At 74.3% G+C, this 26,283-nt stretch carries 18 protein-coding genes and 1 pseudogene; 5 read left to right on the forward strand and 14 right to left on the reverse strand.

The genetic code is table 11. From position 1 onward, the window contains the following. The first annotated feature begins 38 nt into the window (after window positions 1–38). Both GA0074704_RS22245 and GA0074704_RS22250 read left to right on the forward strand, forming a co-directional pair. Complete coding sequence (locus tag GA0074704_RS22245; protein ID WP_088973887.1) at window positions 39–902, forward strand: aldo/keto reductase; 864 nt, start codon at window positions 39–41, stop codon at window positions 900–902. 118 nt (window positions 903–1,020) lie between these two features. Then, complete coding sequence (locus tag GA0074704_RS22250) at window positions 1,021–2,622, forward strand: GMC family oxidoreductase (protein WP_088972294.1); 1,602 nt, start codon at window positions 1,021–1,023, stop codon at window positions 2,620–2,622. A 29-nt stretch (window positions 2,623–2,651) separates the two neighbouring features. Here the strand turns inward: GA0074704_RS22250 and GA0074704_RS22255 are convergent, their stop codons facing one another. From GA0074704_RS22255 to GA0074704_RS22280, 6 genes and pseudogenes are all read right to left on the reverse strand, one after another. Then, window positions 2,652–2,891 (reverse strand): hypothetical protein, encoded by a 240-nt coding sequence (locus GA0074704_RS22255; protein WP_088972295.1) that lies wholly within the window; start codon window positions 2,889–2,891, stop codon window positions 2,652–2,654. A 263-nt stretch (window positions 2,892–3,154) separates the two neighbouring features. After that, window positions 3,155–3,967 carry a lipase family alpha/beta hydrolase gene (locus GA0074704_RS22260; RefSeq protein ID WP_088972296.1) on the reverse strand — a complete coding sequence of 271 codons (813 nt, stop codon included), beginning with the start codon at window positions 3,965–3,967 and terminating at the stop codon, window positions 3,155–3,157. 290 nt (window positions 3,968–4,257) lie between these two features. After that, window positions 4,258–4,448, reverse strand: a pseudogene (locus GA0074704_RS22265) (DUF397 domain-containing protein). A 149-nt stretch (window positions 4,449–4,597) separates the two neighbouring features. Next, the gene (locus tag GA0074704_RS22270; protein ID WP_231926945.1) at window positions 4,598–4,927 is read right to left on the reverse strand and encodes a hypothetical protein; all 330 of its coding nucleotides are present in this window, start codon (window positions 4,925–4,927) and stop codon (window positions 4,598–4,600) included. A 71-nt stretch (window positions 4,928–4,998) separates the two neighbouring features. Next, complete coding sequence (locus GA0074704_RS22275; protein WP_088972298.1) at window positions 4,999–5,310, reverse strand: hypothetical protein; 312 nt, start codon at window positions 5,308–5,310, stop codon at window positions 4,999–5,001. A gap of 143 nt (window positions 5,311–5,453) precedes the next feature. Then, window positions 5,454–6,029 carry a TetR/AcrR family transcriptional regulator gene (locus tag GA0074704_RS22280; protein ID WP_172880713.1) on the reverse strand — a complete coding sequence of 192 codons (576 nt, stop codon included), beginning with the start codon at window positions 6,027–6,029 and terminating at the stop codon, window positions 5,454–5,456. Between the two features lie 202 nt (window positions 6,030–6,231). Between GA0074704_RS22280 and GA0074704_RS22285 the strand changes: the two genes are divergently transcribed. Continuing rightward, window positions 6,232–7,698 carry an MFS transporter gene (locus GA0074704_RS22285; protein WP_231926649.1) on the forward strand — a complete coding sequence of 489 codons (1,467 nt, stop codon included), beginning with the start codon at window positions 6,232–6,234 and terminating at the stop codon, window positions 7,696–7,698. Between the two features lie 144 nt (window positions 7,699–7,842). Here the strand turns inward: GA0074704_RS22285 and GA0074704_RS22290 are convergent, their stop codons facing one another. Next, window positions 7,843–8,826 carry a hypothetical protein gene (locus GA0074704_RS22290; RefSeq protein ID WP_088972300.1) on the reverse strand — a complete coding sequence of 328 codons (984 nt, stop codon included), beginning with the start codon at window positions 8,824–8,826 and terminating at the stop codon, window positions 7,843–7,845. Beyond that, entirely contained in the window at window positions 8,827–11,337 is a 2,511-nt protein-coding gene (locus GA0074704_RS22295) for an FtsK/SpoIIIE domain-containing protein (RefSeq protein WP_088972301.1), read from the reverse strand. A 204-nt stretch (window positions 11,338–11,541) separates the two neighbouring features. Between GA0074704_RS22295 and GA0074704_RS22300 the strand changes: the two genes are divergently transcribed. Next, window positions 11,542–12,966 (forward strand): alkaline phosphatase PhoX, encoded by a 1,425-nt coding sequence (locus GA0074704_RS22300; RefSeq protein WP_088972302.1) that lies wholly within the window; start codon window positions 11,542–11,544, stop codon window positions 12,964–12,966. Window positions 12,967–13,060: 94 nt separating this feature from the next. Here GA0074704_RS22300 and GA0074704_RS22305 read toward each other — a convergent pair whose 3' ends face one another. The 5 genes from GA0074704_RS22305 to gltB all read right to left on the reverse strand — a co-directional run bounded on the left by GA0074704_RS22305 (window position 13,061) and on the right by gltB (window position 23,841). Continuing rightward, window positions 13,061–15,715, reverse strand: coding sequence for a type 1 periplasmic-binding domain-containing protein (locus GA0074704_RS22305; protein ID WP_231926650.1), 2,655 nt, complete (start codon window positions 15,713–15,715; stop codon window positions 13,061–13,063). A gap of 100 nt (window positions 15,716–15,815) precedes the next feature. Then, entirely contained in the window at window positions 15,816–16,604 is a 789-nt protein-coding gene (locus tag GA0074704_RS22310) for an SGNH/GDSL hydrolase family protein (protein ID WP_088972303.1), read from the reverse strand. 193 nt (window positions 16,605–16,797) lie between these two features. Beyond that, window positions 16,798–17,409 (reverse strand): SMI1/KNR4 family protein, encoded by a 612-nt coding sequence (locus GA0074704_RS22315; protein WP_157743767.1) that lies wholly within the window; start codon window positions 17,407–17,409, stop codon window positions 16,798–16,800. 212 nt (window positions 17,410–17,621) lie between these two features. Beyond that, the gene (locus tag GA0074704_RS22320) at window positions 17,622–19,127 is read right to left on the reverse strand and encodes a glutamate synthase subunit beta (protein ID WP_088972305.1); all 1,506 of its coding nucleotides are present in this window, start codon (window positions 19,125–19,127) and stop codon (window positions 17,622–17,624) included. Beyond that, window positions 19,120–23,841 (reverse strand): glutamate synthase large subunit, encoded by a 4,722-nt coding sequence (gene gltB, locus GA0074704_RS22325; protein ID WP_088972306.1) that lies wholly within the window; start codon window positions 23,839–23,841, stop codon window positions 19,120–19,122. Before gltB ends, GA0074704_RS22320 begins: the two co-directional genes overlap by 8 nt. A gap of 145 nt (window positions 23,842–23,986) precedes the next feature. Between gltB and GA0074704_RS22330 the strand changes: the two genes are divergently transcribed. After that, a complete protein-coding gene (locus GA0074704_RS22330) occupies window positions 23,987–24,832 on the forward strand; it encodes a GNAT family N-acetyltransferase (RefSeq protein ID WP_088972307.1) in 846 nt (281 codons plus the stop codon). 173 nt (window positions 24,833–25,005) lie between these two features. On the opposite strand, the gene GA0074704_RS22335 is transcribed toward GA0074704_RS22330, so the two are convergent. Next, complete coding sequence (locus GA0074704_RS22335; RefSeq protein WP_088972308.1) at window positions 25,006–26,187, reverse strand: FAD-dependent oxidoreductase; 1,182 nt, start codon at window positions 26,185–26,187, stop codon at window positions 25,006–25,008. Window positions 26,188–26,283 lie beyond the last annotated feature (96 nt).

Raw genomic sequence — 26,283 nt, forward strand, 5'->3', positions numbered from 1 at the left:
GAGTGGGCAGCACGACCGAGAGAATCGAGGACCGCTCCATGACCAGCGCGCAACCCGTCAAGGCGTCGGGCACCTACCGGATCGGCGGCGACCTTCAGGTCGACCGGCTCGGCTACGGCGCCATGCAGATCACCGGCCCGGGCGTCTGGGGGGATCCCAAGGACCCGGCCGAGGCGGTGCGGGTGCTGCGCCGGGCGTACGAGCTGGGGGTGACGTTCATCGACACCGCCGACTCGTACGGCCCGTTCGTCTCCGAGATGCTGATCAAGGAGGCGCTGCACCCGTACGCGGACGACCTGGTGATCGCGACCAAGGCCGGCCTGACCCGCTCCGGCCCGGGTGACTGGCGGCCGGTGGGCCGGCCGGAGTACCTGCGCCAGCAGTGCGAGCTGAGCCTGCGGCACCTGGGCCTGGAGGCGATCGGGCTCTACCAGCTGCACCGGATCGACGAGCAGGTGCCGCTGGCCGACCAGCTCGGTGAGCTGGCCCTGCTCAAGCAGGAGGGCAAGGTGCGGCACATCGGCCTGTCCGAGGTGACCGTGGAGCAGATCGAGGCGGCCCGGAAGATCACTCCGATCGTCTCGGTGCAGAACCTCTACAACCTCGCGGACCGCAGCGCCGAGGACGTCCTGTCGTACTGCGAGCGCGACGACCTCGCGTTCATCCCATGGTTCCCGATCGCCACCGGCAACCTGGCCAAGCCGGGCGGACCGTTGGACGCCATCTCCACCGACCACTCGGCGACGCCCGCGCAGCTCGCGCTCGCCTGGCTGTTGCGCCGGTCACCGGTCATGCTTCCCATCCCGGGTACGTCCTCCGTGGCGCACCTGGAGGAGAACCTGGCCGCCGCCGAGGTCCAGCTCACCGACGACGAGTTCGAGGCGCTGGCGAAGGCCGCCTGACCGACCGGCCACCGGCCGTCCACCCCGTCCCGGGTGGACGGCCGGCCCCCTTTCCACTGGGTGATCCGCCGGCTACTGTCTGAATGGTCTTCACGACAGCGAGGTCGGAGGTTCCACGGTGGAAGAGTTCGACTTCGTCATCGTGGGGGCCGGGGCGGCGGGCTGCGTGCTGGCCAACCGGCTCTCGGCGGATCCGGGGACCCGGGTGCTGCTGATCGAGGCGGGCGGCTGGGACACCAGCCCCTTCGTGCGGGTGCCCAAGGGGTTCTCCCGGCTGATGGACGACCGGCGCACCGCCTGGCACTATCCGGCCACGGTCGGCGCCGGCCGGCAGGAGACCTGGCAGCGGGGCCGGCTGGTCGGTGGGTCCAGCGCCATCAACGGCATGATCTACGCGCGCGGCGGGCCGGCCGACCACGACGAGCTGGAGCGCCGGGGCAATCCCGGCTGGGGCTGGTCGACCATGCTGCCGATCTTCAAGCGGCTGGAGGACAACCCGCTGGGCGCGTCCCCGGTGCGGGGGGCGGGCGGGCCGCTGCGGCTGTCCACCGCCACCGGCACCGATCCGCTCTGCGAGGACATGATCGCCTCGGCCGGCGAGCTGGGCTGGCGGCGGGTCGACGACGTCAACGCCGACGACGACGAGCGGATCGGCTACGTGATGGCGACGATCCACGGCGGGCGTCGGGTCAGCGCCGCCGAGGCGTTCCTGCACCCGGTCCGCCGGCGGCCGAACCTGACCGTCGTCGTGGACACCGTCGTGCTGCGGATCCTGGTCCACGACGGACGGGCCGTCGGCGTACGCGCCGAGCACCGGGGGCGCCCTGTCGACTACCGGGCCACCGCCGAGGTGCTGGTGGCGGCCGGCGCCATCGCCAGCCCCCAGCTGTTGCAGGTCTCCGGGATCGGTCCGGCCGACACGTTGCGGGCCGCCGGGGTGGAGGTGCTGCTGGACCGGCCCCGGGTCGGGGTGGGCCTGCGCGAGCACCGGCCGATGCGCTTGCAGCACCGGCTGGCCGAGCCGGGCGGCTACAACCCGCTGCTGAACAACGCCCTCGGGCAGGGCCTGGCCGGGTTGCGCTACCTGCTCACCCGGCGCGGCCCGCTGGCGTTGCCGGTGCACGACGTGATCGCCTACGTGAAGTCCCGGCCCGAGCTGGACCGCCCGGACGCGTACCTTCTGATGGCGCCCTTCTCGGCGGCGCCCCCGCGGCCGGGGCGCGCCCTGGAGTTGGAGCAGGAGCCCGGCGTGATGTGCCTGGGCACGGTCTGCCGGCCGGACAGCGAGGGCAGTTTGGCCGTCACCGCCGCCGACCCGCGCACCCCGCCGGCCATCGTGACCGAATACTTCGGCACCGCGCACGACCGCAGGGCGGCGGTGGACACCTTCCGCCGGATGCGGGAGCTCTTCGCCACCGGCCCGATCGCCAAGCGGGTGGTCGCGGAGACCATCCCGGGTCCGGGGGTACGCACCGACGAGGAGATCGTGGAGGCGGCCCTGGCGTACGGCTACTGCGGCTACCACGCGGTGGGGACCTGCGCGATGGGGCCGACCGACGAGCACGTGGTCGACGCGCAGCTGCGGGTACGCGGGGTGGCCGGCCTGCGGGTGGTGGACGCCTCGGTGCTGCCGACGCTGGTGGCCGGCTTCATCAACGGGCCGGTGTCGGCGCTGGCCTGGCGGGCCGCCGACCTCATCCTCGGCGAGACCACCACCTGACCCGACCCTCGCCGACTCGCGCTGTGCGGTCAGTCCCAGATCCAGTGCAGGACGGTCCACATGCCGATGGCGACCATCGCCAGGAACCAGACGACGACGGTGATGGCGCCCGCGGCGGGCAGGTCCCGCATCTCGTGGTGGACCGTGGCCAGCAGGTCGAGCACCTCGCGGTCCTGGCGGTGGACGAGCACGCCGGTGAGCCGGTTCCGTGCCTTCCAGGGCCGGCCGGCGGCCAGATCGGCGCGGGCCCGCGCGACTGCGTCACTCACCCGGCGATCGTGCCAGCGACAAAAGAACGGATCGACGGATTATCCGCCGACCACCCTCTCCCGGGCTGGTGGCCGGGCCGGAGGCGGCCGGCTCACCGCCTGCCGAAGTATCGAACGAGCGTGATACCTGAGAGGAATAATGATGACTCTCAGGTATCACGCTCGTGGTGAGTTCCGGGCGGAACGGAAGCCGCGTCTGTCGCAACGCCAACCTCCGGCCGGCCACCCGCGGTGTCGGCGACCGGCCGGAGGTGGGGCCGGGATCAGACGGCGAAACAGTTGGGCCGGATCGCCGCGTCCGCGAGCGCCTGCCGCACCACCGTGTACGCCGTACCGTCGAGGACCAGGCCGAGGTGGCCGACCACCCGCAGCGGGCACCAGGCCTGGATGGACACGTTGGTCGCCCCGTCGGCGAGGGCGGCGTTGCCGACCGGCCGGACCAGCTCGTCCTGCCAGGTTCGGATCGTTGTCCAGCGGACCGCACCCGGGGTGTCGTCGCCGTTGTTGATGGTGGTGAGGAAGTCCGAGCCGATGGACATCTGCTGGCAGGCCACGATGCCGGCGCAGCTGCCCAGGCCGACGAAGTTGATGATGTTGGCGACGTAGGTGCCCTGCTGCGGGGTGCCCAGGCTGACGTAACGCTGGACGACGTCGGCGCCGCCGAGGAACTTGACGTACCAGCGGGAGACCAGGCCGCCCTCGGAGTGGGTGACCAGGTCCACCTTGGCCGCTCCGGTGCTGGCCCGGACCTGGTCGACGAAGCCGCGCAGCGACTGCGCGGACTGTCGGATGTCGCCGAAGCCGAGGTTGGGCAGCTGATAGATCCAGACCCGGTAGCCGTCGGCGCGCAGTCGGGCGGCGATCGGCTCGTACGCGATGGAGACGCCGATCAGGCCGCCGACCACGACGACGGGATTGGCGTTGGCGGCGGCGAGCGAGGTGGGGGCGTTTTCGGTCGCGGCGGTGTCGGCCGCGACGGTCGCCGGGGCGGGTTCCGCCGTGGCTGCGGAGGCGGCGGTGGGGACGAGCAGGACGGTGGCGGCGGTGGCCGCGGCCAGAATCGTTCGGAGCAGCATGGCTGCGCCTCCATGAGGGAGGTGCCCGGGGTGGCCGGGGGGGGGACGGGTGGGGGATCCGATCGATCGTGGACACGATGATGCGTGGCGTGTTTCACACTCGTCAATGAAAAGTTACGCGCCGGTAACCACTTGTCCCCCTGGACGCGCAAACCGGCATACCGCCTCCACGCCTCCTGGAGCGAGGCGACAACTTCCTGGTTGTTGTGGCCTCGCACCCGGATCGAGGCAACTACATCCAGGAAGTTGCACGGCCTTTTCGTGGGCATGGTGGAGGCGGAAGGGGTGGGTCAGCGATGGCTGGCCATCCGGGCGACGAAGGCCCCCCAGGATTCGGGGGCGAGGTCAGAGTCGGGCCGGTCGGGTCCTTGGAGTCGCGGACGGCGACCACGCCGGGCAGGTTGTCGGCGACCTCGACACAAGCACCACCGTTGCCGCTGCTGCGGCTGCTCTTGCGCCACCGCGCGCTGATCAGTTCCATTTCCGCGCCGAGTGGGCCTGCTGGTGCACCTGGCGTCGCTGATGACGGTGGCCCGGGAGCACCTGACCGACCTCGACCAGGGCAACGCGCCCCGCCTGGGGGAGCGCTTCCTCGGCTGGGTCCGGACCAGACAGGACCGAACCGCCCGCTCAGCCCGGAAAGGCGATCACCGGAAGGTCACCGCCGTCGCCGTACGCCTTGCTCTCACTGGTCAGCACGGACGCGTCGTGGTCGAAAACCGCCATCACCGCGGCGGCAAGATCCACCCGGCCCGTCACGGCGCGCCAGTAGGCCAACTCCTGCCACTCTTCGCCCCAGGTCGACAGCACCGCGCACGCCGGACGGTCCAGTAGGCGTTGCAGCACCGCACGGTCCCCGGCGTCGTCGACCATCGCCAGCGCCTCGGCGACGGCGACCGCCGGGACACCGAACCGCACGCCATCCTGTGCCACCTCGTGCAGCGGCTCCGCGACGTGCATCGACCCGGCGACGTAGGCGAGCAGCGCCGATCGGTCCAGCACCAGTCGTACCGGTGGCAGATCGGGTTCGGTCACGCCGCCGGCGCCTGACGATCCGCCCCCTCCACCATCTCCTGCGCCGCCCGACGAGACCGCTCACGTAGCGCCGCCCGACGGCCCGGTGACCAGTCCTGCTCCACCTGTGCGCGCTGCGCCCTGGCCCGAGCGCGTCCTTCGGCCGACACCGTCATGCCGCGCCGGGCCAACTCAGCGTCGAGGTCCTCGGCGCGCATCCGCGCGCGCACGGCGTCAACGACGTACGCACTGGCGTTCGGCTCGTGCTCAAGTCGCTCGGCCACGTCTTGCGGCAGCGAGAACGACCTCTTGGTCACCGGTCCGGTCATACCCGGGATGCTATCGGATCGCACCGCACCAGCGGCGGCTTTCCTCCCGCGACGCGCCCGGCGTCCCTTACGACCGCCGCGCTTCCGAGGCGTCAGCTCGCTTCTCCTGCGCGCGTCCGACGACATCCCCGCCACCCGAGCGGTCAGTCGCCGCGCGGGGCGCGCAGGCCGTCCAGAGCGAAGCCGAGCACCTTGTCGCGCTGCCCGGACTCGGTGAATGAGGCGGCGGTAATGCCACTGACCAGCCGCAGCACGTCGTCGAAGGTGGCGTCGGGGCGGGCCGCCCCGGCCTGCTGCGCCCGGCGCAGCATCGGCTCACCCTCGGCGTGGATGACCGCCCGGCAACTGGCGAAGACCTCCGAGTCGGCCAGCCCCTCGGCCAGGGCGCGCTTGGTGGCGACGTACTCGACGAAGCGGTGCAGCCAGGCCACCAGCGCGTCCCACGGGGGCAGCCCGGCCAGGTCGCCGGCGGCCTGGCAGAGCGCCTCCACCTCGTCGACGTAGACGGCCTCGAGCAGCTCGCGGCGGGTCGGGAAGTGCCGGTAGAGGGTGCCGATGCCCACCTGGGCCCGGCGGGCGATCTCCTCCAGGGAACCGCCCGCGCCCTGCGCGGCGAAGACCTCGCGGGCCGCGGCGACCAGGGCCTCGTAGTTGCGCCGGGCGTCGGCCCGCCGGGGACGCCGGGCGAGGGCCTCGGGCAGCGGTTCAGCGCCAGCCATGACGCGCGTCACTCCTCCTGGGTTGCAAGCGGAGGTATCCCTCCGTTAGCTTGGCGGAGGCACCCCTCCGGAAACGCCGGAGGCCTGCCTCCGGTAAGCCTACCCGGCCCCCTCGGTATCCGATCGAGCGCGCGCGGCCGGTTTCCTCCGACGACCCGTGTCCGGTCGTCGCCCGTACGTCCAGTGAACCTGGGAGATCCACGTGGCTATCGCCATCCGACCCGTTCGGCACGGCTCGCGCCGGCTGACCCTCGCCGTGCTCGCCGCCGGCGCGGGCGTCTTCTCGATGCTCCAGTCGCTGATCACGCCGGTGCTGCCGACCATCCAGCAGGACCTGCACACCAGCCGGAACACCGCCACCTGGGTGTTCACCGCCTACCTGCTCTCCGCGTCGATCTGCACGCCGATCCTCGGCCGGATCGGTGACATGCGGGGCAAGGAGCGGATGCTCGTCGCCTCGCTCGCCACGCTCGCCGTGGGCTGCCTGCTGGCCGCGGTGGCGCCCAGCATCGGCCTGCTGATCGCCGCCCGGGTCGTGCAGGGCGTCGGCGGAGCGGTCTTCCCGCTCTCCTTCGGCATCATCCGCGACGAGTTCCCCGCCGCCCGGGTCTCCTCGGCCGTCGGCACCCTCTCCGCCATCGTCGCCGCCGGAAGCGGCCTGGGCATCGTGGCCGCCGGCCCGATCGTCGGCGCGTTGGACTACCGCTGGCTGTTCTGGATCCCGATGGTCGTCGTCGGGCTCACCGCCGTGGCGGCCCACCTGCTCGTGCCGCCGTCCCCGGTCCGCACCCCGGGCCGGATCAACTGGACGTCCACCGCGCTGCTCTCCGGCTGGCTGGTCGCCCTGCTGCTGCCGATCAGCCAGGCCACGGTCTGGGGTTGGGGCTCGGTCCGGGTCGTCGCGCTGCTGGTGCTCGCGGTCGCGCTGTTCGCCGGTTGGCTGGCCGCCGAGATGCGCTCGGCCAACCCGCTGATCGACATGCGGATGATGCGGCTGCCCGCGGTCTGGACGACCAACCTGGCCGCGCTCCTGTTCGGCGCCGCGATGTTCGCCGTCTACGCCTTCGTGCCGCAGTTCGTGCAGATCCCGGCCAGCGCCGGGTACGGCTTCGGCGCCGGGGTCACCGGGGCCGGGCTGCTGATGCTGCCGATGCTGGTCGCCATGTTCCTCGCCGGCATCGTCGGCGGTCGGCTGGAGTCCCGGTTCAGCGCGAAGGTCCAGCTCACCACCGGTGCCGCACTCGGTGCCCTGGCCTGCGCGGCGCTGGCCGGGCTGCACGACCGGCCCTGGCAGGTGGCGGTGGCCGCCGGGCTCTTCGGCCTCGGCATCGGCCTGTCGTTCGCGGCGATGCCGAACCTGATCGTGCGGGCCGTCCCGGCCGCCCAGACCGGCGCGGCCACCGGGATGAACGCCAACATCCGCACCATCGGTGGGGCGATCGGCGGCGCGGCGGTGAGCGCGGTGATCACCGCACACCCCCAGGCGAGCGGTCTGCCCCGGGAGGCCGGCTTCACCCTGGGCTTCGTGGTCGTGACCGTCCTCGCGGTGGCCGCCACCGCGGCAGCCGCCGCCGTCCCGTCCCGCCCCCGCTCACCCCGCCCGCCGCAGCCCTCGACGCCGCTCGACACCCGCCAGCCCGCCCTGGTCCCGGTAACCGCCGCCCGCTGACCAGCCCCACACCCGGTCCCCCGCCGCACACCGGTCCCGCCGCACACCGGTCCCCGCCGCGCAGTTTCGGGGAAGTTGTCGCCTCGCACCCAGGCCGAGGGGACGACTTCCCCGAAGTAGCGGGGATCATGGAGCAGCGGCCCGTCAGCGCAGGAAGCGGACCAGCAGCAGGTAGGCGCAGTACAGCATCGGCACCAGCAGCACGCAGATCACGAAGCCCATCGGCACGTACCGGGGTGGTGGCGTGGCGGCCAGCGGCGGCCGGCCGAACCGGGCGAGCACCAGGTAGCCGGCGAGGAACGACAGCACCGGCAGCCCCGCGCAGATGAAGGCGCCCAGGGTGACGCCGCCGACCAGGCCGACGCCGGAGGCGACCACCATGACCAGCATCAGCGTCGCCCCGGCGAGCGCGCACGCGGAGTAGACGGCGAGCGCCCGGGCCGGCGGCGACCACGCGGGCAGCAGCACGGCCTGGTGGCCGATCGCCTCGGTGACCTGCGCGTGCCGGTCGGCCTCGTCGGCGAGCTGCCGGACCGCGGCCAGCTCCGCGGCCGGGTCGGCCGGCGCCGGTCGCTGGGCCGGCACCACGGCCGCCGTCGTGGCCGCCGTCGTGGGCCGCGCCGGGCCACCGCCACCGGCCGTCCCCATCGGGTACGCCCCGACCCCCGGCCGCCCCGGCGCGGCGGCTGCGCCGCCGGTCTCCCCCGCCCCGGTTCCGAGCCCCCCACCGGGCGCGGGAAAGAACGAGTGGGCGCCGGCCGGGGCGGGTGATCCGGGGCCGGCCGAGCCGGGGCCGAAAGGCGCGGCCGAGCCGGGAGCAGACGGCACCGCCGAGCCGGGAGCAGACGGCACCGCCGAGCCGGCGTCGGTCGGAGCGAGCTGGTGTGGCGGCAGGTGCGCCGGTGCCGCGGTCGGCGCCGGCGGCGGTGCGTCGGACATCGGCACCCCGATGGCCCGGCCGAGCTGGTCGAGGCGGTGCGCCTGGGCGGCGAGCCGCTGGTCGAGCTGTCCGGCGGCGGCCTCCAGCCCGCGCAGCCGCCGGGTCTCCTCGACCGCCGCCCGCTCGCCGGAGCGGAGCTGCCCGGAGAGGCGGGCGGCCAGGGCCGCGTACTCGTCGAAGGTGGCCACCTACTGCTCCTGCGATTCGGGGCGGACGAACGGCACGATCAGCTGGAGCCGCTGGTCGTGCCGGTCCACCAGCAGCGCCCGGTTCGGCCGGGGCCGCCAGGCGAGGTCGTGCGCGCCGAGGTGCAGGCCCAGGTCGGCACCGGGCACGTTCAGCGCGACCAGGCAGGCCACGTCGTCGCGCTGGTGCGCGCCGCCCAGGTCGTCGGCGAGCGGCCGGAGGCCACGCCACCAGCCGAGCAGGTGCACCCCGCGTCCGGGCCCGTCGCGCAGCACGGTGCGCAGCTCCTCCCGCCCGGAGCGGAAGGTCTCCGGGTCGGGCGCGGCCAGTGCCGCAGCGGCGGCCTCCACCCCGAACACGACCAGGTAGGTCCGCACGGCCCTGGCGCTGCCGTCCGGCTCGCCCGGCGCGGCCAGCCCGGTGAGCCGGTCCCGCAGACCGGCGACGTCGAGCCGGTCGACCGGGTGCCCGGCGGCGGTCAGCAGGCCGGTCAGGTCGGCGGCGACCACCTGCGCCTCGGCGACCAGCGGGGCGAGCAGGAACCGGGCCTGCCCGGGAGCGTGCTGGCGGGCCAGGCCGGTCACCGCCGCGTGGAGCACCTCGGCGCCGGTCGGGTCGGTACCGACCACGGCCAGGTGCCGGCCGGGCACGGCGTCCAGGGCGAACCCGGCGGCCGTGCCGTCGACGTCGACCGCCCGGCCGACCAGGGCCACCGGGGCGCCCGCGGCCGGGGCCAGGGCGGTGAACGCCGGGGTGTCCGCCGGGTGGGCCGGCTCGTAGCCGCGGAAGACCGCCGGGGGCGGCGATCCGGCCGGGCGGGCCTGCCACAACTCGTGGCGTACCCGGGCCAGGCCGGCGGGGTCGGCGTGCGCGTCGGGGAACCGGACGACGGTGTCCGCGCCGATCGCGCCCGCCGCCGTGTTGACCACGGCCGAGCCGACCTGCAGCCGGCTGGCCGCGTCGCTGAGCGGGTCGAGCACCCCGCCGCCGCCGGGCAGCGCCACCCGCAGCGGGAACTGCCCGAAGATCGCCTCGGCCCGGCCGTAGAGCGACTCGATGCCGGTGGTGCTCTGGCTGGCCAGCACCAGGTGTACGCCGTACGAGCGGCCCTTGCGGGCCAGCTCCTCCAGCAGGTCCACCGCCTCCCGGGCCACCGCGTCGGCGCCGGCGAGCAGCACGTGGAACTCGTCGACGACGACCACCGCCCGGGGCAGCGCCGCCGCCGGCGGCAGGTCGGCCAGCCGGCTGACCCCGTGCCGCTTGAACACCCCGGCCCGGCGGTCCAGCTCCCGGCGCAGCCCGCGCAGCACCGCCAGGCCGTACTCCCGGTCGGACTCGATGCCGACGGCGCGGGCGTGCGGCAGCCAGGACGGGTCGCGGTCGGTCGGCACGAACTCGGTGAAGCTGACCCCCTCCTTGAAGTCGAGCAGGTGCAGCTGGAGCTCGGCCGGCGCGTAGCGGCTGGCCAGTCCGTAGAGGACGTCGAGCAGGAAGACCGTCTTGCCGGCGCCGGTGCGGCCACCGACCAGCCAGTGCGGGGTGGCGTCGTCGAAGGCCAGGGTGACCGGTTCCCGGCCGGCCCGGCCGACCACGGTACGCAGACCGGTCGCGGCGGATTCCGTCCAGCGACGGGCGGGCAGCAGGTCGGCGAAGGCGGGCGGGGCGTCCCGGCGGACCGCCGGGCCGAGCTGCCGGGCCAGGCCCGCGGCGGTGCCCGGCTGCGGATCCCCGTCGAGCTGCACCGGTGCGGCCAGTCCCCGGCCGTCCGGGCTGAACGGGTGCCCGGGCGGGTCGCCGAGCAGCGCGTACCGCTCGTTGAGGCGCAGCACGGTGGCGCGCGGCGCGGTGCGCTCGGCGCCCGGGGAGACGCCGGCCAGCAGCACACAGACCCCGGCGGTGTCGCCGGCGTGGGTGAGGGCGGTGAGCCGGGCCAGTTCCCGGGGACCGGGCGCCGACGCGGCGACCAGCACCAGCAGCTCACCGGCCGGGCCGGTGGCCTGCCCGGCGCTGCGGGCGTGCCGCTCGGCCTGGTCGAGCAGCGCGGCGATCTCCGCCTCGCTGGTGGCGGTCGCGGCGAGCACCCCGGCGTCGACCAGCGGGCGCAGCGGCAGGAAGGTGGCGCCCAGGGTGGCCGGGTCGAGGCCGGCGACCCGTACCGTGCCGGCGGGGGCGGCGGCGAGCAGCCGCAGCACCAGCGTACGCAGCAGGGCGCCGACCCGGGCGTCGCGCGCGTCGCGGTCGACCACCAGGTGGTGGCCGGCGCCGAGCGGCACCAGGGCCGGGAAGCCACCGTCCACGGTGGTGGCCGTGCCGATCCGGACCGGCAGCGGGCCGGCGGCCGGCGGGGCGGTCAGCGCGGCGGCGGTCCGGTCCAGGCCGGCGACCAGCTCGGCGGTGTCCGGTGCGGCCGACGCGGCGGCGACGGCGAGCGCCCGACGGGCCTGCGCCAACCGGTACGCGGCGTGCCGGTGGGCGGCGACGGCCTGCCCGTACGCCGTTGACAGCCTGCCCACTCCCGCTCCCAACGCCCGGCCGATCGATCTGCGCGAACCCTAACGGACCCGCGCCGGCTCGGCACAGCGCACCGCCGCGCCCCGGCCGGTACCCGACGTTGCCGCACTGTTCGCCTCGACGTCACCTCCGACGCCGGCTGCGTTCGGCCGGTCCGGCTTGCCTGCTCTCGGGATCAGTGAACGCGTGAACAGGAAGGCTTCGACGTGACCTCCTCCTCCTTCTCTCGCCGCAACCTGCTGCGCGGTGGCGCGGCCGGCGGCCTCGGCATCGTCGTGGCCGGCAGCCTGGAAGCGATCGCCGGCCCGGCCGCGGCCCGGGCCGCCGTCCGGCCGTCCGTCGGCTACGGCGAGCTCGTCCCGGACCCGGCCGGCCTGCTGGCGCTGCCGCCCGGCTTCTCCTACACGATCGTGGCGCAGGCCGGCGTGACCACCCTGGACGGTGGGCAGCCGACACCGAGCGACGCCGACGGCACCGGCTGCTTCCGGTCGCCGACCGGCTCGGTGCTGGTGAACAACCACGAGATCGGCGGCAGCGAGCCGTACGGTGTGCCGCCGCTGCCGCGCCTGACCTACGACCCGGGCGCCCGGGGCGGCACCACCACCATCGAGGTCGACGGCCGGGGCCGACGGCTGCGCGAGTACGTCAGCGTGGCCGGCACGCACAACAACTGCGCCGGCGGCATCACCCCGTGGGGCACCTGGCTGACCTGCGAGGAGACCGAGCAGCGGGCCGGCGGGAAGTACCTCAAGGACCACGGGTACGTCTTCGAGGTGGACCCGCACGACCCCGAGCAGAACCTGGACCCGGTGCCGCTGAAGTTCCTCGGCCGGTACGCCCACGAGGCGGTGGCCGTGGACCCGTACACCCACGCGATCTACCTGACCGAGGACGCCGGCAGCCCGAACGGGCTCTACTTCCGGTGGACTCCGCCGACGGGCTTCCGGGGCGGCAAGGGCGCGCTGCGCGCGCTGGCCACCCGGCCGGACGGGGACACCGCCGGGGAGTTGCAGGCGATGAGCTGCTGGCACGGCGACACCCACATCGACGACCTGGCCACGGCCACCCGTCCGGGCACCCGCTACAAGGTGCGGTGGGTGGACGTGCCGGACCGGGACGCGAAGAGCGTCTCGGTGCGCAAGCAGCTCGCCGAGGGGCAGGTGACCCGCAGCCGCAAGCTGGAGGGCGCCTGGTGGGCCGACGGTGGCGCGTACTTCGTGGCCAGCTTCGCCCGGCTCTCCGACGGCAGCGTCAACGAGCACGACGGGCAGGTCTGGTTCTACGACCCGCGGACCGAGTCGGTCACCCTGAAGACCATCTTCGGCGTCAACGAGAACCCGGACGTCGAGGGCGGCTACGACGGCCCGGACAACATCACCGTGTCGCCGTACGGCGGGGTGATCCTGGCCGAGGACGGCGAGGGCCTGTCGCACCTGGTCGGCGTGACCGAGCAGGGCAAGGCGTACCCGCTGGCCCGCAACGAGCTCAACGACAGCGAGTTCACCGGCCCGACGTTCAGCGCGGACGGCACGGTGCTCTTCGCCAACATCCAGACCCCCGGCTACGTCTTCGCGATCACCGGCCCGTGGGGCCGGCCGAGCAACGCCGACCCGGCGGCCGACCGCTCCTGAACCACGCGGGCGACGGCCGGCGGCTCCTGGGGGGCCGCCGGCCGTCGCCGTCCGTCAGGTGCCTGGCGGGCCTCAGCTGGGCCGGCAGCCCCGGTCACGGCCGCCGTCGGTCACGCCGCAGCCGAACACCTCGACCGGAGGGGTGACCACGTCCGGCACCCGGGCCACGGTGAGCAGCGCGAGTCGCTTGGCGATCGGCTCCCCGGAGTCGGGGGCGTAGCGGATCAGGCCGGCGACCCCCGGGTAGCCACCGGCGGCGTTCTGCCGCAGCACCTCGGCGTGCACCCCGACCGGATCGATCGACCCCGGCTCCCACCGCTGGCCGGTGTCGGCGTGCCGGAGCCGGGCGGCGAGGCTCTCCACGGCGCGTACCACCATCATCGAGGCGTCGTAGGCGAGGCTGACCCGCTCCCCCACCGGCGGTCCGGCGTCGGTGCGGCAGCGGGGCGGGTCGAGCAGGTCGGGGGCGCCGATCCAGGTGAGGAAGCTGCCCCGGGCGTCGTCCCGCCGGGCCTGCGCGGCCCGCAGGGTCGCGCAGGCCCGGCGCCGCCTTCGACACGTACGTCACCGGCAGGTTGCCCGGCGCGCTGGCCCGCAGCCCCGGATTGGCCATGTACCGGTTGACCGAGTCGTCGGCCAGCAGGTGCCGGGGTGGATCCGTCCCGCACTCCTTCAGGGCGCGCAGGAAGCCGTCGAACTCCGACCAGCGGCCGGCGAAAACCAGCGCGCCCCGGTAGCCGCACTCCTGGGTCAGCCGCCGCCCCGCACGCCACTCCTCGTCGCGGGTCAGCCGGCCGGCGAGCCGCTGCCGCAGCCCGTCGACGAGGGTGGCGACGTAGAGGTCCTCGGTGAGGGAGCTGTCCTCACCGGTGCTCCAGTAGACGTGCGCGTCGCGGACCCGCAGCACCTGCCGGGCGTACTCCTCGATCATCCGGGCCTGGTCCCGGTTGGGCGCGGAGATCTGCAGGTAGAGGCTGGAGTTGGCGTCCATCCGGTCGGCGGAGAGGGTGGGGGCGAGCACGGGCAGGCCGACCCGGTTGAGTTCCCGCAGGGCGGCGGCGGTGGTGGCACGGCTCTCCACCAGCCCCACCACGGCGAGCACGGTCGGGTCGTCACGGGCCAGTCCCTCCAGCATCCGTACGGCCGGTCCGGCGTGCCGCATCTGCCGGCCCGCGTTGGCCACCACGACGCGCAGCAGCGCCGACCCGTCGGCCGCCGCGGACTCCTTGAGCAGCGCGTACTGGGCGGCGGCCATGCCCTCCAGCTCCTCGCGTTCGGAGACGTACGACTCCTCGTCGGCGCGGGTCCGGTTGCCCGTGAGGGTGCCGAGATACACCAGGGTCAGGTAGGGGCGGCGGTGGTCGCTGCGCCGCCACACCTCCGCGGCGGCCCGGTTCTGGGCGAAGATCCGGCGCTGCACGGCACGCAGGCGTTCCTGCCCGGGTTCGCTGTTGAACACCTGCGCGGCGGAGTTGCTGTAGCCGACGCACTCGCCGGCGATCCGTTGCACCCGGACCTCGCCGGTGGGCCACGGATGGCAGTCCGGCGACCACCGGCCGTTCGCCCACCCGCCGATCCCGACGAGCAGCAGCAGGGCCACCGCGGCCGGCAGGTACCGCCGGGACCACCAGGGCGGGTCCGGGGCGACCAGCGCCGGCGGCGCGAGCCCGGACGCGGGCCGGCCGTCGTCACCGTCGAGGCGCAGCACCATCAGCCAGGCGCCGGGGCGACGCAACCGGCGCGCCTCCGGCAGCACCTCGACCCACTCGTCGTACGCCTCGTCGGCCTCGCCGAGGGGACGCGGCGGGACCGGCTCCGGCGGTGGGTCGCCGGCCACCGCCAGCACGAGCAGCGGATCGTTACGGCCGGTCTCGTTGCGGACGTCGTCGAGGAGCCGGACCAGGGTGTGTCCGACGCCGTCCGGGGTCACCCCGGCGAGCAGCAGCACCGGGTACGCGGTGCGCCGCCAGTCGCCGGGGTGCCAGAACCGCCGCCGGTACGCCTGGCGCAGGTCCTCCAGGAAGGCGTGCAGCAGCAGCTTCTCCACCTGTGCGGGTTGTTCGCCGTCACGCCACCCGGCGGTGAGCCGTTCGGCGAAGCCGAGGAAGGTGATCGACTGCCGCGGGGCGAGGTACTGCTGCCGCATGAACCAGCGGTACTGCCGACCGACGAGCGGGACCCGGCCGGACACGGCGATCCGGAAGACCACGCTCGGCACCGCCCGGCGCAGGAGCCAGAGCAACAGTTGCACCGCGGCGCCCACCCCGGAGTCGCCGCCGACCTGGGGGTCCTCGCCACCGCGGCGGCCCCGCCAGTCCCGCAACCGGCGGACCAGGGTGCCCCGGCCGCTGTCCCCGGGGCCGGTGCCGATGGTCAACGTCTGCTGCATCAGCCAGTCGGCCAGCGGATAGTGCCGGAACCTCAGCCGCGCGACGCCGAAGGCTTCCAGGGAGAGCTGCCGGTGCAGCTCACGCAGCACCGCCGGCACGTCGTCGGTCTCCGGTCGGCCGGCCAGGTCGACCACGGCGTGCGGCACCCGGCGGCCGGCGCCCTGGCCGAGGAAGCGGCGCAGCAGGGCGGCGACGTCCGCGCTGCCGGGGGCCCGGGTGAGCCAGAGCAGCGGCAGCTGGCGGTCACCGCGGCGGGGCCGGCGCAGCAGCCGGGCGAGCAGGGTGAGCAGATCGAGACTGCCCCCGGTGAGCCGTTCCCGGGCCGGCCGGGGGTACTGCCGCACGGCGGGCTCACGCATTGCCACCTCCACGTCACCACGGGTACGCGCCAGTGTGCCCGTGGTGCGCAAGCCGGCCGACGGCCGACGGTCCGGGGTGGACCGTCGGCCGTCGCGTACGTCAGGACAGCGCCCGGTTCAGCGCCGGCAGGTAGCCGTACCGGTAGCCGTCGGCGTCCGGGTGGTACGCCTCGATGACCCCGGAGACGTCCCGGATCCACGGGTCCGCGGCGCAGACGCCGTGACCGGTGAAGTCGCCGCGCGGGTCGGCGAAGGTGGCGCCGGCCGCCGCCGCCCGGTTGGCGATGACCGAGGCGAGCAGGTCGGCGGCGCCGTTGAGGATGGTCCGCTTGTAGCTGCTCATGGCCAGCCAGCCGCACCAGCCGGTCTCGAACAGCCGCGGGTAGCCGAGCACCACCAGCCGGGCCTGCGGCGCCCGGGCCCGGATCGCGGCGTAGGTGGCGTCGAGGCGGCCGGGCAGGGTGGTGGTGGCGAAGCTGCGGGCCTGGTTGACGGCGTTCTCGCAGCTGCTGGTGCTGCCGAACCGGCAGCTGGTGATGACGTCGGCGAATCCGGCGTCGTTGCCGCCGATGGTGATGGTGACCAGGGTGGTGCTCGAGCTGAGCGAGTTGACCTGGCCGCCGATCACATCGGCGGTGACCGCGCCGCCGCAGGCGGCGAAGCGGAAGCTGGCCACTGCGTTGGCGGCGGCCCAGAGCGGCGCGTACGACTTCTGGCTGCGGAAGCAGCCGGAGAGGTCGTACGGGCCGGCGCCGACGCCGGAGGAGTAGGAGTCGCCGAGGGCGACGTAGTTCTCGCCGGCCGCCTGGGCGGCGGTGGCGGGGACGAGCACGACGCCGAGGATTGTGGCGAGGAAGGCGACCAGCGCGGTGCGGACGCGACGGGGCATGACGGGACCTCCACGGGACAGGGGTGGTGGATCCGCAAGACCGCGCGCGTGGCCAGGGGGTAGTGGTGGTTACTAGTCGGTAATCCTATCGAAACATTCGCATCGGCGAAACCGTCGGGACGCCGGCCGGTTCCCGGACCACCTCATGGGTCGCGTGTGGAGCTGATGGCACAGACGATTCAGCCAGCTGCGCTCAGGCCGACGGTTGACATGGGCGAGCCTCACGGTTCGGGCTGGTGAGAGCAGCCCATTCCGCAGGGCTGGGCGGGTACGGCGCCCAGTACGGAAGGTAGAACGGCAGCCGCGGCGGGTCCGCCACGGTGAACGGCTTGAACTCCGGGTCCGCGATGACGCGGTAGACGAACTCCGCCGTCGACATGTCGAACTGGTGCCACGACTCACCGGACTCCCTCCGGGAGACCACCGGCCACCGCTCCGGCTCCACCGAGCGGTCCACCAGCCAGAAGTGGTCCCCCTCGCTGATGTCGATGCCCCACTGAACCAGCCCTGGCCCGGTATCCGGCCCGTAGACCCTGTACGGCTCGCGGAGCCGCGCGTGGGACCCGTGCAGGACTGCCATTTGACGGCCGCCGAACCACATCGACAGCAACGGCGTTCCGAAGTGCTCGTCCGTCGGACGCAGCAGATCGAGGTAGCCGGAGAACGCCCCCGGCACGAACCGCCGACTCAACTCCTTGAAGTCGGTGGGCAGCGCAACGCCGAGCTCGGCCTCGACCTGCTCCCATCCAGGGCCCTCAGCAGCCTGCCGCCATCCGGTCACGTCGACTATCCGGTCTGTCCACACGTTCGCGATGGTAGGGGCCTGGACCGTGAAGCCGGGACAGTGGCCGCAGCCTGCGCCGCCCGAGGCCGCTGATCCGTTTGCGACATCAGCTCGACAGCCTTCGGACCCGATGGGTCCGAGGCCCACTCCACCGGCCGGAGCCGGCCAGGTCACGCCGGTAACGGGACCACCCGGGCGTCCGGCCGGTCGGACCGGACACCCGGGCGTACGGGTCAGCGGGCGGCGAGCGGCTGCCGGACCGGGTCCACCGGCGCCGGCAGGGTCCCCACCCCACCGAGGTAGGAGTGGATCGCCGCGGCGGCGGCCCGCCCCTCGGCGATCGCCCAGACGATCAGCGACGCCCCCCGGTGCATGTCCCCGGCCACGAACACGCCGTCGGCGGCCTGCCAGTCCGGCCGCGCGTCGACCGCGCCCCGGGCGTTGCGGGTCACCCCGAACTGAGCCAGCAGCGGCTGCTCCTCGGTGCCCTCGAAGCCGATGGCCAGCAGCACCAGGTCGGCCGGGAGTTCCCGCTCCGAGCCGGGCAGCGCGGTGAGGATCCGCCGTCCGTCCCGCTTCTCCACGGTGACCTCGGCGATCCGGACCGCCCGCACCTGGCCGGTGCCGTCGTCGACGAACTCCTGCACCGCCACGGCGAAGACCCGCTCGCCGCCCTCCTCGTGCGCCGGGTAGTTGCGCAGCACCCACGGCCAGGTCGGCCACGGGTCCCGCCCGGCGTCCCGGTCCTGCGGCGGCTCCGGGTAGAGGTCGAGCTGGTGCACCCCGGCCGCGCCCTGCCGGTGCGCCACGCCGAGGCAGTCGGCGGCGGTGTCACCACCGCCGATGATCACCACATGCTTGCCGGCCGCGTCGATCGGCGTGCCGTCGGGCAGCGCGGGCACCGCGGGCCGACCGTCCCCGGCCGCCGCGACCACCTTGTTGGCCGCGACCAGGTGCGACATCGCCTGGTGTACGCCGCGCAGCGCCCGCCCCGGAGTCTCCGCGGTGTCCCGGCCCTGCAACGCCCCGCAGGCCAGCAGCACCGCGTCGTGCTCGGCGCGCAGCTGCTCGGCGGTGACGTCGACGCCCACCTCCACGCCGGTGCGGAACCGCACGCCCTCGGCGGCGAGCTGCGCCACCCGCAGGTCGACGTGCTGCTTCTCCAGCTTGAAGTCCGGGATGCCGTAGCGGAGCAGGCCACCGATCGCGTCGTCCCGCTCGTACACGGTGACGGCGTGACCGGCGCGGGCCAGTTGCTGGGCGGCGGCGAGCCCGGCGGGCCCGGAGCCGACCACGGCGACCGACCGGCCGGTCGGCGCGGGCACCGGGCGGGGCCGCAGCCCGCCCTGGGCCACCGCCGCGTTGGCGATCTCCACCTCGACCTGCTTGATGGTGACGGGCTGCTGCCCGCCCAGGCCCAGCACGCAGGCCGCCTCGCAGGGCGCCGGGCAGAGCCGGCCGGTGAACTCCGGGAAGTTGTTGGTGGCGTGCAGCGACTCCACCGCGGCGTCCCAGTCGCCGGTACGCACCAGGTCGTTCCAGTCCGGGATGCGGTTGCCCAGCGGGCAGCCGTCGTGGCAGAACGGGATGCCGCAGTCCATGCACCGGGTGGCCTGCTCGCGGATCAGCTCCTCGCCGGCCGGCGGGTACACCTCCCGCCAGTCGGTGATCCGCACCGGCACCGGCCGGCGGGCCGGCAGCCGCCGGTCGTAACGCAGGAAACCGTTCGGGTCAGGCACGAGCCACCTCCTGGGCGACCACCCGCGGGGCGGGCGGCGCCGGCACGGACGACGCGGAGGGGGTGAGCGCGCTCATCACCGCGTCGTCGACGTCGTGGCCGGCGGCTTCGGCGGCCCGCATGATCTCCATCACCCGGCGGTAGTCCCGGGGCACCACCGCGGTGAACTCCTCCACCGCCTCCGGCCAGCGCTTGAGCAGCCCCTCGGCGACCGCCGAGTCGGTCTCGGCGAAGTGCCGCTGGACCAGCTCGTGCAGCAGCGCCCGCTCCTCGTCGCGCAGCGGCGCCAGGTCGACCAGCTCGGTGTTGACCCGGGACCGGTCCAGCCGGTGCACGAAGGCGGTGCCGCCGGACATGCCGGCGGCGAAGTTGCGTCCGGTCTCGCCGAGCACCACCACCGTGCCGCCGGTCATGTACTCGCAGCCGTGGTCGCCGACTCCCTCCACGACCGCCACCGCGCCCGAGTTGCGTACCGCGAACCGCTCCCCCACCCGGCCGCGCAGGAACAGCTCGCCGGCCGTGGCGCCGTACAGGATGGTGTTGCCGGCGATGATCTGGTCCTCCGCGCGCTGCCCGGCCGCGGCGTCCTCGCCGACGAACGGCGCGGCGGCGTCCGGGCGGACGACCAGCCGGCCGCCGGAGAGCCCCTTGCCGACGTAGTCGTTGGCGTCGCCGTGCAGCCGCAGGGTCACCCCGCGCGGCAGGAACGCGCCGAACGACTGGCCGGCGGTGCCGCGCAGCAGGAACTCGACGGTGTCGGCGGGCAGGCCGGCGCCGCCGAAGCGGCGGGTCACCTCGCCGCCGAGCATCGCGCCGACGCTGCGGTGCTCGTTGCGGACCGTCACCTCGGTACGCACCGGGGTGCCGTCGCGCAGCGCCGGCTGCGCCAGGGCGATCAGCTCGTTGTCCAGCGCCAGCTCCAGGCCGTGGTCCTGGGCCCGCACCCCGCGCCGGGCCGCGCCGGCCGGCAGCTCCGGCAGGTGCAGCACGGGGGCCAGGTCCAGCCCGTGACCCTTCCAGTGGTCGATGGCCGGGGTCAGGTCCAGCACCTCGGTCTGCCCGATCGCCTCCTCGATCGACCGGAAGCCCAGCTCGGCGAGGTAGCCGCGGACCTCCTCGGCGAGGAAGAGGAAGAAGTTCTCGACGAACTCCGGCCGGCCGGTGAACCGCTCGCGCAGCACCGGGTTCTGGGTGGCGATGCCGACCGGACAGGTGTCCAGGTGGCAGACCCGCATCATCACGCAGCCCTCGACGATCAGCGGGGCGGTGGCGAAGCCGAACTCCTCGGCGCCGAGCAGCGCCGCGATCAGCACGTCCCGACCGGTCTTGAGCTGGCCGTCGACCTGCACGGTGACCCGGTCGCGCAGCTTGTTGAGCAGCAGGGTCTGCTGCGCCTCGGCCAGGCCCAGCTCCCACGGGGTGCCGGCGTGCTTGAGCGAGTTGAGCGGGGACGCGCCGGTGCCGCCGTCGTGGCCGGAGATCAGGATGACGTCGGCCTTGAGCTTGGCCACGCCGGCCGCGACGGTGCCCACGCCGACCTCGCTGACCAGCTTGACGTGCACCCGGGCGGCCGGGTTGACGCACTTCAGGTCGTGCACGAGCTGGGCGAGGTCCTCGATGGAGTAGATGTCGTGGTGCGGCGGCGGGGAGATCAGGCCGACGCCCGGGGTGGCGTGCCGGGTCCGGGCGATCCACGGCCAGACCTTGTTGCCGGGCAGCTGCCCGCCCTCGCCGGGCTTGGCGCCCTGGGCCATCTTGATCTGGAGGTCGTCGGCGTTGACCAGGTATTCGCTGGTCACCCCGAACCGGCCGCTGGCGATCTGCTTGACCGCCGAGCGCCGCGCCGGGTCGTGCAGCCGCTCGACGTCCTCGCCGCCCTCGCCGGTGTTGGACTTGCCGCCGAGCCGGTTCATCGCGATGGCGAGGGTCTCGTGCGCCTCCGCCGAGATGGAGCCGTACGACATGGCGCCGGTGGCGAACCGCTTGACGATCTCGCTCGCCGGCTCGACCTCGTCGATCGGCACCGGCGGGCGCAGCCCGGTACGCAGGGTGAACAGCCCGCGCAGCGAGCCGGCCCGCGCGGCCAGCTCGTCGACCTTGGCGGTGTACTGCCGGAAGACGTCGTACTGGCGGCTGCGGGTGGCGTGCTGGAGCAGGAAGACCGTCTCCGGGTTGAACAGGTGCAGCTCACCCTCGCGGCGCCACTGGTATTCCCCGCCGACCTCCAACCGGTCGCTGGCCGGCACGCCCGGCGCCGGCCAGGCCAGCGCGTGCCGGGCGGCCACCTCGGCGTGGATCTCGTCCAGGCCGATCCCGCCGATCTTGCTCGGGGTGCCCCGGAAGTACCGCTGGACCAGCCGGGTGTCCAGGCCGACCGCCTCGAACACCTGCGCCCCGCAGTACGACGACACCGTCGAGATGCCCATCTTGGACATGATCTTCAGGACGCCCTTGCCGAGCGCCTGGACGTAGTTGCGGACCGCTCTGGTCGCCATCTCCGATGGCGGCTCGTCGGGCTTGGGCGGCGCCACTCCGGTCAACGCTCCGGTGGAGATCATGTCCTCGACCGACTCGAAGGCCAGGTACGGGTTGACCGCCGCCGCGCCGTACCCGATCAGCACGGCCGCGTGGTGCACCTCCCGGCAGTCGCCGGACTCCACGACCAGCGCCACCTGGGTGCGGGTCTGCTCGCGGACCAGGTGCTGGTGCACCGCCGCGGTGAGCAGCAGCGACGGGATCGGGGCCAGGTCGGCGGTGGAGTCCCGGTCCGACAGCACCAGGATGCGTACGCCGTCCTCGATCGCCTCGGAGACGTGCCGGCAGATCTCGGTCAGCCGGGCCTTGATGCCGGCGCCGCCGTCCCGGATCCGGTAGAGGCCGGAGACCCGGACCGCCTTGAAACCGGGCAGGTCACCGTCCTCGTCCACCGAGAGGATCTTGGCCAGCTCGTCGTTGTCGATCACCGGGTACGGCAGCACGATCTGCCGGCAGCTCGCCGGGCCGGGGTCGAGCAGGTTGCCCTCCGGGCCGATGGTCGACGCCAGGCTGGTCACCAGCTCCTCCCGGATGGCGTCCAGCGGTGGGTTGGTGACCTGGGCGAAGAGCTGGTGGAAGTAGTCGTAGAGCAGCCGCGGCCGGGTCGACAGCGGGGCGATCGGGGTGTCCGTGCCCATCGAGCCGATCGGCTCCGCGCCGGCCCGCGCCATCGGGGCGAGCAGGATCTTCAGCTCCTCCTGGGAGTAGCCGAAGGTCTGCTGCCGGCGGCGTACCGAGTCGTGGGTGTAGACCACGTGCTCGCGCGGGGGCAGGTCGTCCAGCTCGATCAGGCCGGCGTGCAGCCACTCGTCGTACGGCCGCTCGGCGGCCAGCTCGGCCTTGATCTCCTCGTCCTGCACGATCCGCCCGTTGACCGTGTCGACCAGGAACATCCGGCCCGGCTGGAGTCGGCCCTTGGCGACCACGGTGGCCGGGTCGAGGTCGAGCACGCCCGCCTCGCTGCCCAGCACGACGAGGCCGTCGGCGGTACGCCACCAGCGGCCCGGACGCAGCCCGTTGCGGTCCAGCACCGCGCCGACGATCTCGCCGTCGGTGAAGGCCACCGACGCGGGCCCGTCCCACGGCTCCATCAGGCTGGCGTGGAAGCGGTAGAAGGATCTCCGATGGTGGTCCATGCCCGGGTCGTTCTCCCAGGCCTCCGGGATCATCATCAGCACCGCGTGCGGCAGGCTCCGCCCCGCCAGGTGCAGCAGTTCGAGGACCTCGTCGAAGTTCGCCGAGTCGGAGGCCGCCGGGGTGCAGACCGGGAAGATCCGCCGGATGTTGCCGGGGAGGTTCGGGCTGCGCAGCAGCGCCTCCCGGGCCTGCATCCAGTTCCGGTTGCCGCGGATCGTGTTGATCTCGCCGTTGTGGGCGATGAACCGGTACGGGTGGGCCAGCGGCCAGGACGGGAAGGTGTTGGTGGAGAAGCGGGAGTGCACCAGGGCGATCGCGCTGACCACCCGGGAGTCGGTCAGCTCCGGGTAGTACGCCGGCAGCTGGTCCGGGGTGAGCATGCCCTTCCAGACCATGGTCCGCGCCGACAGCGACGGAAAGTACGCCGGCACGCCCCGCTCGGCGCTCTCCCGCTCGGCCTGCTTGCGGACGCAGAACACCACCCGGTCCAGGTCGAGCCCGGACAGCGGGGAACCGGCCGGGCCGGCGGCGGAGCCGGTGAGCCGGTGCGCGCCCAGGAAGAGCTGCCGGACCCGGGGCATCGCGGCGAGCGCCGTCTCGCCCAGGCCGGACGGATCGGTCGGCACGTCCCGCCAGCCGAGCACGTCGGCGCCCTCGACCAGGGCGTACTTCTCCACCACCCGGCGGGCCCGGGCCTCGGCGGCGTCGTCGTCGGGCAGGAAGACCAGGCCGGTGGCGTACTGCCCGGCGGGCGGGAGCGGGAAGTCGACCACGGTGCGCAGGAACGCGTCCGGCACCTGGATCATGATCCCGGCGCCGTCACCGGTGTTCTGCTCGGCGCCCCGGGCGCCGCGGTGGTCCAGCCGGACCAGCGCCTCCAGGCCGTTCGCCACGACCTCGTGCGAGCGTCGTCCGTGCAGGTCCGCCACGAAGGCCACACCGCACGCGTCGTGCTCCTGCGCCGGGTCGTAGAGCCCGGACGCGGACCGTCCCGGTCCGGCGGTCGTGGCCGCCTGCGGGCTGTGAGGGTACGGAAGGGCCACCGGGCCTCCTGTCGTCGCTCAGGATGGATCAAGGTGGGGACGACGTCGGCCCTCGGGGGTCTATTGAGTCTACGTTAGGTCGGGGAAAGCAAGGCCAGTGCAGATTGATCACACTTCCAGCATCTGGGACGTGTAGTCTCGCGCGGTGGATTTCGTACCGGCTGACCTCTTCGACCGACTGGAAGCCTTCTACGACGCGGTGCCCCGCGACGCGGCCCGTCCGGAAGAACACGGCGCGCTGGTGCTCTTCGTCCGCGACGGCGCGGGCTGGCCGTTCTACGCCCGGCCCCGCCTCGACGCCACCGAGCCGCCGTCGCTGGCCGACGTCATGGCGGTCCGCGAACGGCAGCGCGAACTGGGCCTGCCGGAGGCCTTCGAATGGGTGCACGAACGCACCCCGGACCTGCTGGCCGTGGCCCGCTCCGCCGGGCTGGCCGTGCTGGAGGCGCCGCTGATGGTGCTGGAGGCGGCCGCCCTGCCCGAGGTGGGGAGCCTCACCGACGTACCCGTGCGGGTGCTGGACCCGACCGACGCCGACTTCGCCGCGGCCGTGGCCGCCCGGCGGGCGGTCGCCGCCGTCGGCTTCGCCGCGGCCGGCACCGCCCCGGGCGACGCCGGGCCGGCGCAGCGGGACGCCGCGATCACCGAACTGGACGTGGCCGCCCTCGACGAGGAGCGGGTACGCATCGCCGACGGCCGGCGCATCTCGGTGATCGCCGGCACCCCGACGCAGGGCGCGCTGGCCAGCGGCATGGCGATGCGGGTCGGCGACGTGGCGGAGATCGCCGGGGTGGCCACCCTGCCGTCGGCCCGCCGCCGGGGCCTCGGCGCCGCGGTCACCGCCGCCCTGGCCCACGAGCTGCGCGCCGCCGGCACCGACCTGATCTTCCTGAGCGCCGGCAGCGAGGAGATCGCCCGGGTGTACCTGCGCGTCGGCTTCCGCCGCGTCGGCACCGCCTGCATCGCCGAACCCGCCCCCGTCCTCCCCTGACCGCCCGCCCGACCCCGCCCGCCGACCCCGGTCGGCGCTTCCGGTCGGCGCTTCCGGTCGGCACGTCGTTGATCAAGGAGTTCTGGTCACGACACGCCGACCGGCCTGACGCAAACTCCTTGATCAACCACGGGAGCGTCGGGAGCGCGGGGTGGGGTCGGGGGGTGGGGCTGTCAGGGGGTGGGGGGTGTCCATTGGGCGGCGGAGGTGGCGGCGCTGTTGCGGAGGCGAGGGCTGATCTTGCCTAGCGCGGCGTCGCGGGCACGGAGGGCCAGGCGGCCGCGGGTCTGCAGGACCGCGGACATCCGGCGGGTCTGCCGGACCACAGTCGCGGCCCTCGGGCGACGGGCCCGGTCGTACGCCTGCACCGCGTCCGGCAGCCGGGCCTCCCGCAGCAGGGACTGCAGCGTGGCCGCGTCCTCGAAGGCGAGACAGGCGCCCTGGCCGAGGTGCGGCGGCATCGCGTGGGCGGCGTCGCCGAGCAGCACCACCCCGCCCGGCCCGGCCGGAAAGCCGTACGCCCGGGGCAGCGGGCGCAGCTCGCGGACCTCCTGCTGGACCAGGTCCGCCGGGTCGGTCGCGGCGAGCAACGCCCCGATCGGCTCCGGCCAGCCCGCGTACCAGCGGCGCAGCAGGGCCAACTGGGTCTCCGGCGGCTCCGGCCGTGGCGCCCCCGCGGCGGTGGCCACCCAGTAGATGCCGCCCCGGCCGGACTCGCCCCGCTCACCGAGCGAGGCCGCCACGAAGCGGTAGCCGGCGCCCAGCGTCTCGCCGTTCACCGGCTGGTCGGCGGGGAGCTTCGGGGCCCGGTACCAGGGGATGACCGCCCGCCAGGCGGCGCAGCCGGAACTCACCACCCCGGCCTCCGGGGCCAACTGCCGGCGGATCTCGCTGTCCGTGCCGTCCGCGGCGACCAGCAGGTCCGCCTCGAAGGTCTGCCGGCCGTCACCGACCGCCGGCCGCTGACCGGCCGTCGCGGTCACCGTCCGCACGGCCACCCCGGTCCGCAGCTCCACCTGGTCACCCAGGCCGGCGATCAGGGCGTCGTGCAGGTCCTCGCGGTGCACCACCACAGGGGCACGGTCCGCCGGGGTCGGGCGGGGCTGCACCAGCCACTGGCCGTCCGGGCGGCGTACCCCGCCGTCGGGCAGCGGGGTGGCGATCGCCTCCAGCCCCGAGCCGAGGCCGAGGGCGCGCAGCGCGCGTACCCCGTTGGGCCAGAGCACGACGGCCGTCGGCTCGGGGCGTACCCGGTCGGCCCGTTCGAGGAGGGTGACCCGCCAACCGGAGCGGGCCAGCGCCCCGGCGGTCGCCAGTCCGCCCAGGCCGGCTCCGACCACCACCGCGGTACGCATCGGCGCCGCTCCCCCGCTCAGCTGTCCCGGTCGGCAGGGCGACCGCCGGCCGCCCCGGCCCGGTCGTCCTGGTCCGCCGTCGCCGGGTCGCCCTCG

It is taken from the genome of Micromonospora siamensis (assembly GCF_900090305.1).
In the GTDB taxonomy this organism is placed as follows: Bacteria; Actinomycetota; Actinomycetes; order Mycobacteriales; family Micromonosporaceae; genus Micromonospora; species Micromonospora siamensis.

What these genes read in the sequence shown, in the direction of transcription:
- GA0074704_RS22335 (WP_088972308.1), bottom strand. Translation starts at nt 26,187, where the DNA reads ATGCGTACCGCGGTGGTGGTCGGAGCCGGCCTGGGCGGACTGGCGACC.
- GA0074704_RS22275 (WP_088972298.1), bottom strand. Translation starts at nt 5,310, where the DNA reads ATGACCGGACCGGTGACCAAGAGGTCGTTCTCGCTGCCGCAAGACGTG.
- GA0074704_RS22305 (WP_231926650.1), bottom strand. Translation starts at nt 15,715, where the DNA reads ATGCGTGAGCCCGCCGTGCGGCAGTACCCCCGGCCGGCCCGGGAACGG.
- GA0074704_RS22270 (WP_231926945.1), bottom strand. Translation starts at nt 4,927, where the DNA reads ATGCACGTCGCGGAGCCGCTGCACGAGGTGGCACAGGATGGCGTGCGG.
- GA0074704_RS22260 (WP_088972296.1), bottom strand. Translation starts at nt 3,967, where the DNA reads ATGCTGCTCCGAACGATTCTGGCCGCGGCCACCGCCGCCACCGTCCTG.
- GA0074704_RS22310 (WP_088972303.1), bottom strand. Translation starts at nt 16,604, where the DNA reads ATGCCCCGTCGCGTCCGCACCGCGCTGGTCGCCTTCCTCGCCACAATC.
- GA0074704_RS22245 (WP_088973887.1), top strand. Translation starts at nt 39, where the DNA reads ATGACCAGCGCGCAACCCGTCAAGGCGTCGGGCACCTACCGGATCGGC.
- GA0074704_RS22280 (WP_172880713.1), bottom strand. Translation starts at nt 6,029, where the DNA reads ATGGCTGGCGCTGAACCGCTGCCCGAGGCCCTCGCCCGGCGTCCCCGG.